Consider the following 10213-nt stretch of genomic DNA (forward strand, 5'->3'; position numbering starts at 1 on the left):
TGCCATTTTTCTTGCTCCAGTTTTGTTTTATCAACGTCATATACTTTTTCGCTCACTTAAACCTTGCCGGCTGTAATTAACTTGCATTCTGAAATGTCATGCGCTTATGTATTAATCTAACTTTCTCAACGTCGGCAGCACAATAATCTGCAACCTGTTTTATTTTCCCTTCTCGCACCAAATCCCAGACTTTTGAGCCATCGATATCATCGGATTTTGGCTCTATACCAAGCGCCAAACAAACTTCATTTAATGACGCATAATTACGTTTACCTGCCCACTCCGTCATAGAATCAAATATGTACATATTGTTATATGATTTGTTATTTAGCGGTAAAAATGCCGGAGGTATAACATCTAAAACGATTGCGCGCTGATAAATAAATCGAAGATCGAAATTTTCGATATTATGCCCAATAAAATGCGGGGTTATATCTGAACTGGGTCTATAACGCTCAATTAAATCATTAAAAAATGATTGCAATATTTGTTTTTCAGATGATGCCCAGTCATCAAAATAAATTACTCGCACATTCTCATCATTGATTGCATAACCAATACAAACAATTTGACCAAAACCGCCGTTTAAAGCGGTTTTTCGGTAAACAATATCTTTGTGCTCTTCAATCCACGCATCAATCGCCTCTTGTTTCTTGTAATTACTAGGTGGAGTTAAATTATTCTGAATATGAGCTTTTAACTGCTTAGATTGTGTCGGAATGGTTTCTATATCAAAATAGATGTTAAATTTCCTCATTGCTATTTACTCTCTAGCTTATATTTATATTTATCACTCAATGACTTAAGCCGATCATCGGCACCTATTACAACGCAGCGATTGTAATATTTTGTATAAATCGTTTTTAATTCATCCATAGATTTGCAATTAATAGCCTCGCATTCGAATAGTGATAAAATATACTCAATCGGTAACGCCCAGTCGGGCAGCGTTGGAGTCTCCCACCAAATATACTTACTATCTTTTGTTCGAGTTCTATTCCAACCTTCAACCTTTTCTAGCGAAGCTTTAGCAAAACCTTCTTCTAAATCATAAAGATATCTACCTATTCCCCACTGAACGCCCGCGCGCTTCATCGCTCCAGATATGCCACCTTTAACAGCTTCTATCTGAGTGTTTTCTGCACCATCTTTTTTCGTTATCCACTCACCATTAATTTTGATTTTAATACTACACATAACCCCACCGTCTGGAGCAGGGTGATAATCGTTTTGCCAGTTTTCTTTTCCGCAAACTTCATCAAGTCGTTGCTGAATAGCTCTGTTTGTTACATACGCTAAAACCATACACCATGGCTTGTTATTAGAGATACCGCACTGTTGTACTCTCCACTCAATGTCTTTAGGGTGGAAAGGCGCGTCTAATTTAGCTAACTCCATGAATCACCTCATTTAAATGTGTGTTACTCTCTTGTTTTTGAACTTGTAAATTTGCTAATTCAGTTAAATCAACACGATATGCTTCTGCTATATCAATGATCATTCTTGATTGAATTGACAGCGAACTATAAACCTCTTCCCATGTCATAATTATTACTCCGTAGCAATATGTAACATCCAGCGAAATAGCATAAATAATCCGCCGAACGATAAAATTAGGGTACAAAAAAAGGCGTATATTTTTTCGCCTTTATTTAGTGTGTAATTAATGTTAAATCGGTCTGTTTCATGTACATTACAGCCGACGCGATCAATCGGTATTTTGTTCATTTAGACATCCTCTGGTCGTTCTGTGAGCGAGAGACGCCAATTAATTCCATCAATATTGAAAAATAAGACGCTTCTACAATACTCATTGCTAGAAACATTCCAGCAACCACCATATTTATCGGCATATGGTTCATTAATGTAAAAATACACTTCGCCATCTTTGTCCATTGCCGCGTATTTCCATTTTTTACTAATTTTTCGCCACATATTGCGCGTAATTGGTAAAGGTGTTGATTGAGGTGCAATGCGGTATTCTGTATTCAATGATACGGAATCAGGGACTGCTCGGCACCAATCAGCGCCGCGCTTATATTCAACTGGCACGCCCTGCATTTTTGCTAATAAAACCTGAACAAGGTGTTCTTCATGTTTGTTTTGTGGTGTTAATTTTTCCATTATTCATTCCTCAATTCTTCGAAAAACCAATTTGTTATGTCCTCACAATTTTTATTACTGAGAAATGAATCCCAATCATCCCAGCTCAAACCGTGCTCGTCATATTCAGAGTCTCGACCAATAAAAATTGGTGTTTTCTGTAACAGAACATCCGAGAAATGATGTGCAAATTCTCCGCTAGCCCAGCAAACATTCGCGTCCAGACATGCATTTAACACCAATGCTATTTCGTGCTCAGTTTCACATTTAACATACCAGTCTAGCTGTTGTAATTTTTCAATAATTTTTTGACTTGTCATTGTTTAATCCTTAGTTTTTGTATTGCTATTTACGTTAGTTGCTGTCGTAATTTTCATCACAAAATGTCTCGTTAACCAACACATTACCTCGATTATTGAGGTAGGTATGAGTAAAATTAACACTACAATCGACACTAGAACAAACGACAGAATCATGACTAGATTAACTACCACATCTAAAACTTGATCAGCCGCTGACGCTAGCACTATGACTAGCAGTATTACTGTAATCATCATTATCATTGATATCTCCGCAAGATTATTAATCTATTCAGATAATTCATAAAAAAGCCCGTTACTCAATTCACGGGCAAGCATATGAAAGAAAATAGCGCTTTACGGCAAGCGCCAAGCCGTTTTAAGACTCAAAACCAAATTAAAATAGATGATTCTTCTTGCAAAAACTACAGCGCTATCTAGTGCTGTCATACAATTAGAGCGGATTTTTATTTCGTTTTTTATTGCGTTTTTTACATTTGTAGATTGAGCCATACCGAGTTCATCTTTGACAGATAAAATCAACCCAGCAAAATAATCTATAATGTAATCCTCGTCGTCTGATTGACGATTTTTTACAGCGTTATCTATTAATTTATTTGTTCGCTCGCTAGATTGTTTTACATTATTCATTAATTAGCTCCTAAAAAAGCCCTCAAAAGAGGGCGAATGGATATAGATGCCCGTCTTTCCGAGCTGTCAGAATTTATCCCCATAACTGATTAGCTAATTCGTAAAGTTTTTTAAATTTATTGGCTTCTTTTTTTGCATACTCTAATGAACACATATGAGCGCGAGGAATTTTTCCGCTTTTCATGTCTGCGTGAAATTTTTCAGTCTCTTCAAATTTATATTTATATAATTCAAGTGATTCAGGCATTGATATATTGATATCATTTTCACGACTAGCCCAATATTCGGCTTTTTCTTCGTGTCGTTCTGCTTTTTTTCTAAGTTCCGATGATTTTCTCATTCGCTCATGATTTCGCTCAATTAGAGCACGATGTCGTCTTCCGCTATAATGATCTGTTTTGATCGGTTCGCCTAATGCTAAAAAATCTTGACCTTCATTTGCTTCTTGCTGTAAATATCTGCTTTGACCGATAGCAGAATTCGCCCACTGTGTATATCTATTAGCCCTTGCTTTTGCTCTCTCCTGTACGTTAAAACCATCAGCACGGATTATTGAATAATAAAAAAATCCGTCTTTTTCGAATACTAAATTATAAACAATGCTTTCATTATCTTTCCCGTATTTCGTAGTAACTTCTATAACATCGCCTTTATTGTGTTTTTCTGTGCATTTTGCTAAAAATACGTTTGATGCATATTTGTGATATGTATTCATAAAAGTATCCTTATTTGTTAATTCTAAATAAAGCAGCAGCCCGTCTTTCCGAGCTGTTAAAATTCGTTAGCTTAATAAAATGATTTTTTATTTTTTTCATTAAAATGGAATTCAGCTTTTTCATAACATATGAGCTTTAATGCTTTTTGAACTGAATCAGTGTCAACATCATCCCAACCAAACACTTTCATTATTTTTTCTTCAATTTCTAGATAATCATCATCGCTGAGCTTGTCATAAAGTTCGTTTGACTGAGCTTTGATTTCTGCTTCTTTATCGTCTTGCATTTCGATATTGTTTATCATGTTGCAATAAGCATTTTCGTAACTATTTTCTACAGCTCTATGTAACATCATCTATCTCCTTTCTTATTTCAAATTCAAGCGCACTTGTTTAAATGCGCTTTGATTTGAATGCTGGTACATACCCCAGCAGGTAATGCGCTCCCTTACTCCGTGCTATCTTTTCATCAGCTTAGAGGGAGCTAGGCATTTCGTTCTAAGATGAGCTTTGCTTTCACACTGTCTACTTGAATAACACTTTATAAGTTGTCCCGACTTTCCGAATTTTTAAAGAGCTTCAACTTTGGTAAGTTGATTTGTTTGTTTTGATGTGTATATACTACTGTAAGTAGTTTAAAAATGCAACTAAAAGTAGTGTTTATTTTTAATAAAACACTACTTAAAGTAGTATGTTTATGTTTTTTAATTGGTTTATTGTTATTCGTTTGCTTGTTTTTTAATCAATGAATTGTTTTAAAGTTGTGGGGGTTTTAGGTGTGAAAAAAGCGACCGAGATCGCTTTATTATTGATTTATTAGGCAGCTAATTTGGGAAGCCATTTATCTATTAGGTGTGACGGGTAAACTTGAGCTTGTTCTGTAAATAATAAAGTTAATTGCGAAAGTTTTTCTTTTATACTATCACTATTAACAACAACTATTTTTGAGTTAATATCTATATTATTTTGAAATGTAGTTATATCCATTAGTTTTCCCAAAACACTATAAGCATCCTGCCAACTTCCATCATTTTTAGCATTTGATGTAAATAATATTTTATTATTATTTTCACCTAATAGTGTTACTGGCACAGTAATCTCATGCCCACTCAATCCAATAATTTTTTTTCTTATTAAAACTTTTTGGGGAAGATTACATTTTTTAATTTTATTTATAATGAAATCTTCAAACTTATCACGATAAGATGTATACCAATCAACTCCACATGTAGTTGTTATAATGCCTCCACGAATCACTTTTTGTATAGCTTCAACAAGATTAGATTCGTTTGCATGGCAAACAATTTCTGCTTGTTCGCTTAATGTGACACCTTCTCGATGTAGTATTGATTTTAGAAAATTAAAACGAGAATTTGTAATATTAATTCCCTTTGTTTCCATGTTTAGAATTGCGTTGGCATTGTCAGTAATTCTAAATGTGTTATTGGTCATGCATTGTACAAAAGCACCAATAACTTCGCCATCATCAACATATGTGAATGGACTACTGATATAAGAGATGTTATCTGTAATTGGATTGCATTCGAATCCAAGTTTGCTCATTATTGTATTGCAGATCATAATAACTTATCCTCATTTTCTTTATTGTATGGATGAGGAATTACTCCTATCGCTGTAGTATTAAAACGTATCATAAATTCATTACAAAAATAACTAAAGTTATTTTCATCCTTTTTCGGTATATTTTCAATAGGGTATCCTGTCTCAAAATTATACTTTTCATGTCTTATGTGATAATGAGTTCCCGTAACAATTGGAGGTGGTGTCGGAATTACATCAAAATATTTATTTTTATGGATTAAACTTTGTCCATGATCAACTGCAAAAATTCTTCTAGAATTATAAATTGCAGTAAAGTACATTTTATCAATTAACCCTTCACATAGAGCTGGTTTAAAAGTAAATTCAATTCGAAGATTTTGAATTGCTAGCTGATCATTGTCTAGTACTGCTGAGTTTAATACTAGCCATGCGGGATCTTTTGCATTGAAACATTTTTTATTCCATGATGCTCCATTAAAATCAATATATTTTTTTGCTTTTATTATTGAATCTATATCAAATTGAGATATCTTTACGCTATCATTTTTAGCCATAGTTCAACCTTTTTTAAATAACATTGATTTTAGTGTTACTTTGCTGTACATATAGAGCTGATCAGTATTTTTCTTCGGGTAATATAATTCATTATCAGATTTAACCATAAGCATCCTATTCCATTTATCTATTTTTCATTTTAATAACCGCCGAAGCGGTTAGCCGTGTTTTCTTAATAGCATTGATTGACTTAGCATTACTTTGCCGTGTATGTATAGCTGATCAAACTCATCTTCATGTATTTCCCACGAGTCGTACAGTTTATTGTCGGATTTTACCCGAATAATATTTTTAATTACTTGTAATCGTTTGACATACAAATTACGTCCAAAAGTAAATACGTAAATGCCGTCGCCTTCAAACGATCTTCTTGATACATCGACGTATATTGCGTCACCACTCTCAAACGTTCCTTGCATACTATCCCCGCTAACGTTGATAACTTTTAAATTATTTGCATTAACTCCTTTAAATAATGTTTTTGCTTGCTCTGAATCATATTCTACTAATTTAATCACTTCCATCACATCCGAATTTAGATAACCAGCACCTGCACTAGCAGTAATATCTAATACTTCAATGTAGAATGAGTTTTCATTTTTATTTGTGATAGTTTCTTTTGCTTTACTATCTCCAGTACCAAAAAGTAACCAGCTTTTATCAACGTTCAAAAATTTAGAAATCTTATCTAAATTAGAGTTTCTCGGTATAGCAGTACCCTGCGCATATCTGCGAATCATTTCGTAGTTTATGCCTGTCCCTTTGCTTACGTCACCCATCCACAAGCCTTTTTCGATCATTACTGAATGCAGTCTGTCTTTGAATTTATTATTTATAGTCTCGTTCATGTTTCTTTCCTTTTACTACTTTTAGTAGATTTTAATGTTAAAAAAAATTTGCGCAACACTATTTAAAGTAGTATCATTTTAATAAAAATACTACTTAAAGTTGTTTGGAGGTTGAATGTTACCAATTCAAAGAGCATTTAAAATTTTAGGAAATGAAAAGGGGCGAGGTGGAATATCAAGGTTAGCTAAGCATTTTGGTATAACGTCTTGGGCTGTTTCTAGATGGCAGTATGTTGCTGTTCCTGCTGAGCGTTGTCCAGACATAGAGTTTTTAACAGATGGACAGGTAACGTGCGAAGAACTCCGTCCAGATGTCAACTGGTCAGTAATTAGAGGTCGAGCATGAGTACATTAAACGACGAAAACACACGCAGCCAATGCGCAAAAATATTAAACCATTTGCAAAGCGGTAAGACCATTAATCCATTACAAGCATTGAATCAATACGGTTGCTTTAGACTTGGAGCGCGCATTTATGATTTAAAACAGGACGGATTTAACATTGATAAGCGAATGGTTACAGCGGAAAACGGTAAGAAATATGCTGAATATTCTATGAGGGTTAATTGATGAGTAAATTCATATCAAACTCATTTCAAGTGCCAAACGCTGTTATTGATGAGCTAATGGCTGATATGTCAGCTAATGCGTTACGTTGTTATTTGCTGATTACTCGTAAAACAACGGGATGGGGTAAAACAAGCGATAGGATTAGCGTATCACAATTTATGCAATATCTTGGAATAAAAGACAAGCGCACGATTTATGCTGCTCTATCTGAATTAAAAAATTTAGGTTTGATCAACGCAATTAAAAACAACGGTGAAATTACTGAATATTCACTAGTACTGGAACCATCAGAACCAGTATCAAAAAATGCAGGTACAAAAAATGATACTGGTAGCAAAAAATGCATAGAACCAGTGACAAAAAATGTTACTACCACCAGTGACAAAAAATGTCACTCTACAAAAGACACTATTAAAAACAATATTACAAAAGAAAATAATATTGATTTTGATTTGGTCATGGATGCATACAACGATGCTGTAGAAAACAGATTGCCACAGATTCAAAAAATGACTACTGCACGAAAAAATCTAGTTAAAAAATTTTTTAAAGACAACAAAAAACTAAATATCAATGATTTGATTAACTATTTTTATGATTTTGTAGAAAGAGCACCAGCTTGGATGTTTGGTGAAAACCAGAGAAACTGGGAGGCTAAATTTGAATACATTGTTAAGGATGAAACTTATACAAAATTCAAGGAGGGTACGCTATGAACGTGATCCCACATGACTTAGTTGCTGAACAAGCTGTGCTTGGCTCAATGATGTTAGATTTTCAATCAGATCGCTGTCAAAAAGCAATCTATTCATTGAAGCCAGAATCATTCTACAGCAGACATCATCAAGTTATTTTTGCTGAAATGCTTGAATTAAATCGTAAAAACTACCCGATTGATCTGATTACCTTGTCAGACAGTATGGAAGCAAAAGGAACTTTGAAAGATTGCGGTGGTTTAGCTTATCTGGCTGAATTATCCAAAAATACGCCGTCGATGATCAACGTTACAGCTTATGCTGGAATTGTTCGAGACAAAGCAATTGAACGCTACACATTGCAAAAATTAAACGACTGTAGCGCTATGATTTTTGAGAAATCAAATTTATCTACTAGCGACAAAATATCAGCTATTCACGCGTTATTTACGCAAATTGATGACTATAACAAAACTGGTAAAACAACTGGACTTAAGTCGTTAAAAACAATTGCTGATAAATGGACAGAAACCCTTGGACAACGATTAGAAAACGCAGATAGTGCACGTGGTTTATCAACTGGAATCAAAGCATTAGATGAGAAATTAGCACCTAAAGGGTTGGTTAGAGGCTCGCTGTTTGTGGTTGGTGCTCGTCCAAAAATGGGTAAAACCACTTTTGAAATAAACATGGCTCGTCATTGCGCTATGAATGAGAAATTACCTGTACTGATGTTTTCGTTAGAAATGCAAGATGAGCAAATGCTTGAAAACATTTTAGCCCAAGAATCAGCGGTAAATAGCAATATTTTCTATGACGGTGGTTTAGGTTCGGATTCAGAGTTTGCGCGTGTTATGCATCATTTGAACGAGTTAACAAATAGCGACAATATCTACATCGACGATACACCAGCAATAACACTATCTCATGTTCGCTCAGAAGCACGACGGATGGCCAGAGAAAAGGGACAAATAGGTATGATCATGGTTGATTATCTAACTCTGATGGAGAAGGAAAAAACAGGTGATGATACTCGTAATGATCTGGCTTACGGTGCAATAACTAAAGGGCTTAAAGCATTGGCTAAGGAGCTTAATTGCGTTGTTGTTATGTTAACTCAATTAAACCGTAATCTTGAATCCAGAGCTGATAAACGACCGATTCCAAGTGATAGCCGTGACACAGGGCAAATTGAGCAAGATTGTGACTACTGGGTGGGTATTTATCGTGATGCTGTTTACAACGATAACGCAGATAAAAACTTGATGGAAATTAACGTTGCTTTAAATCGCCATGGCTCAGGTAATTTTACTGTTTTTGCAGGTATTAACAATGGGCGTATTTATAACGTAGATCAACTGGAATCGCAGGCTAGAGCAAATCCAGAGCCGGCAAAAAAAGAGCGTAAATATGCGCGAGCAGGTTAACCACTGCCCACTCGGTATTAATCACATGCTCGACAAAATAGCGTATGACTATGTTGCAGAATTGGGCAAACGCGGTGCGAATAAATCAAAAATAAAATTTGAACTAGCAGAACGAGTTAAAAAATATTCAGAAGAAGACAAAATTAAATTACGGGAGTTGATACAAAAATGGCTTACAAAATAACAGCAACAATCATAAAAGACGGACACCAACCGATAAATTGGACGCATTTTACTAATGAAGAATTAGCAGTCGAACAATGTATTAAAAAGCTATCAAACGGTAAAAAGAATTCTTTTGGGTGGAAAGTAAAAGAGCTAATTCGGCTTGATAACTTTGAGTGCGTGAGGGTTTAAGGATGACTAAATTAACACAGCAAAAGTTAGAAAAGGAAGTAGAAAGATTTAAAAAACATCTAATTACTCCAATTCCTGAGGGGATCGAAGATTATAAAAAAAATGAGTTTGTACAAAAAATTTTAAATCAAAATGTTGATTTTATTAGTTCTGCATTAATTGCATATCTAGCACGGGCTGAATTAGACGGGGGATCGGGTGATGAGTGACAACATAAAAAATCCAAAACACTATCAAATAATCGAAGGCATCGAATCTATCGACATTATCGCTCGAAGCATGACTGTAGAGCAGTTCAGGGGCTTTTGTCTCGGCAACATTTTGAAATATCGAATTAGAGCGGGCAAAAAAGATGCGTTAGAGCAAGACATTGCAAAGGCTAATGAGTACGAGAAGATTTTTGAAAATAAAAAGCGTTTGTGCGTTGACG

20 protein-coding genes are annotated in these 10213 nt (G+C 34.8%); 8 read left to right on the forward strand and 12 right to left on the reverse strand.

Annotated elements, in window-relative coordinates; translation table 11 throughout:
* Positions 1–76: 76 nt before the first annotated feature.
* From A9G41_RS02275 to A9G41_RS02325, 12 genes are all read right to left on the reverse strand, one after another.
* The gene (locus A9G41_RS02275) at positions 77–757 is read right to left on the reverse strand and encodes a ribonuclease H-like domain-containing protein (RefSeq protein WP_065582596.1); all 681 of its coding nucleotides are present in this window, start codon (positions 755–757) and stop codon (positions 77–79) included.
* 2 nt (positions 758–759) lie between these two features.
* Complete coding sequence (locus A9G41_RS02280) at positions 760–1398, reverse strand: Rad52/Rad22 family DNA repair protein (RefSeq protein ID WP_065582597.1); 639 nt, start codon at positions 1396–1398, stop codon at positions 760–762.
* Entirely contained in the window at positions 1385–1546 is a 162-nt protein-coding gene (locus A9G41_RS14165; RefSeq protein ID WP_176700457.1) for a hypothetical protein, read from the reverse strand. The genes A9G41_RS02280 and A9G41_RS14165 overlap by 14 nt, the downstream gene beginning before the upstream one ends.
* 5 nt (positions 1547–1551) lie before the next feature.
* A complete protein-coding gene (locus tag A9G41_RS14170; protein WP_179854611.1) occupies positions 1552–1728 on the reverse strand; it encodes a hypothetical protein in 177 nt (58 codons plus the stop codon).
* Positions 1729–2124 (reverse strand): hypothetical protein, encoded by a 396-nt coding sequence (locus A9G41_RS02285; protein WP_075539279.1) that lies wholly within the window; start codon positions 2122–2124, stop codon positions 1729–1731.
* Complete coding sequence (locus A9G41_RS02290) at positions 2124–2423, reverse strand: hypothetical protein (protein WP_075539280.1); 300 nt, start codon at positions 2421–2423, stop codon at positions 2124–2126. The genes A9G41_RS02285 and A9G41_RS02290 overlap by 1 nt, the downstream gene beginning before the upstream one ends.
* A gap of 336 nt (positions 2424–2759) precedes the next feature.
* Entirely contained in the window at positions 2760–3053 is a 294-nt protein-coding gene (locus A9G41_RS02300) for a hypothetical protein (RefSeq protein ID WP_075539282.1), read from the reverse strand.
* Between the two features lie 73 nt (positions 3054–3126).
* Positions 3127–3768 (reverse strand): DUF3560 domain-containing protein, encoded by a 642-nt coding sequence (locus A9G41_RS02305; protein WP_075539283.1) that lies wholly within the window; start codon positions 3766–3768, stop codon positions 3127–3129.
* A 71-nt stretch (positions 3769–3839) separates the two neighbouring features.
* Complete coding sequence (locus tag A9G41_RS02310) at positions 3840–4124, reverse strand: hypothetical protein (RefSeq protein ID WP_141675281.1); 285 nt, start codon at positions 4122–4124, stop codon at positions 3840–3842.
* Positions 4125–4584: 460 nt separating this feature from the next.
* On the reverse strand, positions 4585–5331 hold the full coding sequence (locus A9G41_RS02315) for a DUF1828 domain-containing protein (protein WP_179854670.1): 747 nt from the start codon (positions 5329–5331) through the stop codon (positions 4585–4587).
* A gap of 14 nt (positions 5332–5345) precedes the next feature.
* A complete protein-coding gene (locus A9G41_RS02320; RefSeq protein WP_075539285.1) occupies positions 5346–5885 on the reverse strand; it encodes a hypothetical protein in 540 nt (179 codons plus the stop codon).
* 159 nt (positions 5886–6044) lie between these two features.
* The gene (locus A9G41_RS02325; protein WP_065583509.1) at positions 6045–6734 is read right to left on the reverse strand and encodes an XRE family transcriptional regulator; all 690 of its coding nucleotides are present in this window, start codon (positions 6732–6734) and stop codon (positions 6045–6047) included.
* A gap of 115 nt (positions 6735–6849) precedes the next feature.
* On the opposite strand from A9G41_RS02325, the gene A9G41_RS02330 reads away from it, so the two are divergent.
* The 8 genes from A9G41_RS02330 to A9G41_RS02365 all read left to right on the forward strand — a co-directional run.
* Entirely contained in the window at positions 6850–7080 is a 231-nt protein-coding gene (locus tag A9G41_RS02330; RefSeq protein ID WP_065583508.1) for a transcriptional regulator, read from the forward strand.
* On the forward strand, positions 7077–7304 hold the full coding sequence (locus A9G41_RS02335; protein ID WP_075539286.1) for a helix-turn-helix domain-containing protein: 228 nt from the start codon (positions 7077–7079) through the stop codon (positions 7302–7304). Before A9G41_RS02330 ends, A9G41_RS02335 begins: the two co-directional genes overlap by 4 nt.
* Complete coding sequence (locus A9G41_RS13800; protein WP_065582605.1) at positions 7304–8020, forward strand: replication protein; 717 nt, start codon at positions 7304–7306, stop codon at positions 8018–8020. The genes A9G41_RS02335 and A9G41_RS13800 overlap by 1 nt, the downstream gene beginning before the upstream one ends.
* Positions 8017–9426 (forward strand): replicative DNA helicase, encoded by a 1410-nt coding sequence (locus A9G41_RS02345; RefSeq protein ID WP_075539159.1) that lies wholly within the window; start codon positions 8017–8019, stop codon positions 9424–9426. The genes A9G41_RS13800 and A9G41_RS02345 overlap by 4 nt, the downstream gene beginning before the upstream one ends.
* On the forward strand, positions 9410–9610 hold the full coding sequence (locus A9G41_RS02350; RefSeq protein WP_075539287.1) for a hypothetical protein: 201 nt from the start codon (positions 9410–9412) through the stop codon (positions 9608–9610). Before A9G41_RS02345 ends, A9G41_RS02350 begins: the two co-directional genes overlap by 17 nt.
* Complete coding sequence (locus A9G41_RS02355; protein WP_075539288.1) at positions 9595–9783, forward strand: DUF1187 family protein; 189 nt, start codon at positions 9595–9597, stop codon at positions 9781–9783. The genes A9G41_RS02350 and A9G41_RS02355 overlap by 16 nt, the downstream gene beginning before the upstream one ends.
* A gap of 2 nt (positions 9784–9785) precedes the next feature.
* Positions 9786–9992, forward strand: coding sequence for a hypothetical protein (locus A9G41_RS02360; RefSeq protein ID WP_065582609.1), 207 nt, complete (start codon positions 9786–9788; stop codon positions 9990–9992).
* On the forward strand, positions 9985–10213 hold a 229-nt coding region (locus tag A9G41_RS02365; protein WP_143425393.1), incomplete at its 3' end, for a DUF3310 domain-containing protein. The genes A9G41_RS02360 and A9G41_RS02365, both read left to right, overlap by 8 nt.

Origin of the sequence: Gilliamella sp. Nev5-1 (assembly GCF_001690895.1) — a bacterium.
GTDB classification, from domain to species: domain Bacteria; phylum Pseudomonadota; class Gammaproteobacteria; order Enterobacterales; family Orbaceae; genus Gilliamella; species Gilliamella apicola_C.

Coding starts and splice junctions, on each gene's coding strand:
- A9G41_RS02275 (WP_065582596.1), bottom strand. CDS start 757: ATGAGGAAATTTAACATCTATTTTGATATAGAAACCATTCCGACACAA.
- A9G41_RS02280 (WP_065582597.1), bottom strand. CDS start 1,398: ATGGAGTTAGCTAAATTAGACGCGCCTTTCCACCCTAAAGACATTGAG.
- A9G41_RS14165 (WP_176700457.1), bottom strand. CDS start 1,546: ATGACATGGGAAGAGGTTTATAGTTCGCTGTCAATTCAATCAAGAATG.
- A9G41_RS14170 (WP_179854611.1), bottom strand. CDS start 1,728: ATGAACAAAATACCGATTGATCGCGTCGGCTGTAATGTACATGAAACA.
- A9G41_RS02285 (WP_075539279.1), bottom strand. CDS start 2,124: ATGGAAAAATTAACACCACAAAACAAACATGAAGAACACCTTGTTCAG.
- A9G41_RS02290 (WP_075539280.1), bottom strand. CDS start 2,423: ATGACAAGTCAAAAAATTATTGAAAAATTACAACAGCTAGACTGGTAT.
- A9G41_RS02300 (WP_075539282.1), bottom strand. CDS start 3,053: ATGAATAATGTAAAACAATCTAGCGAGCGAACAAATAAATTAATAGAT.
- A9G41_RS02305 (WP_075539283.1), bottom strand. CDS start 3,768: ATGAATACATATCACAAATATGCATCAAACGTATTTTTAGCAAAATGC.
- A9G41_RS02310 (WP_141675281.1), bottom strand. CDS start 4,124: ATGATGTTACATAGAGCTGTAGAAAATAGTTACGAAAATGCTTATTGC.
- A9G41_RS02315 (WP_179854670.1), bottom strand. CDS start 5,331: ATGAGCAAACTTGGATTCGAATGCAATCCAATTACAGATAACATCTCT.
- A9G41_RS02320 (WP_075539285.1), bottom strand. CDS start 5,885: ATGGCTAAAAATGATAGCGTAAAGATATCTCAATTTGATATAGATTCA.
- A9G41_RS02325 (WP_065583509.1), bottom strand. CDS start 6,734: ATGAACGAGACTATAAATAATAAATTCAAAGACAGACTGCATTCAGTA.
- A9G41_RS02330 (WP_065583508.1), top strand. CDS start 6,850: ATGTTACCAATTCAAAGAGCATTTAAAATTTTAGGAAATGAAAAGGGG.
- A9G41_RS02335 (WP_075539286.1), top strand. CDS start 7,077: ATGAGTACATTAAACGACGAAAACACACGCAGCCAATGCGCAAAAATA.
- A9G41_RS13800 (WP_065582605.1), top strand. CDS start 7,304: ATGAGTAAATTCATATCAAACTCATTTCAAGTGCCAAACGCTGTTATT.
- A9G41_RS02345 (WP_075539159.1), top strand. CDS start 8,017: ATGAACGTGATCCCACATGACTTAGTTGCTGAACAAGCTGTGCTTGGC.
- A9G41_RS02350 (WP_075539287.1), top strand. CDS start 9,410: ATGCGCGAGCAGGTTAACCACTGCCCACTCGGTATTAATCACATGCTC.
- A9G41_RS02355 (WP_075539288.1), top strand. CDS start 9,595: ATGGCTTACAAAATAACAGCAACAATCATAAAAGACGGACACCAACCG.
- A9G41_RS02360 (WP_065582609.1), top strand. CDS start 9,786: ATGACTAAATTAACACAGCAAAAGTTAGAAAAGGAAGTAGAAAGATTT.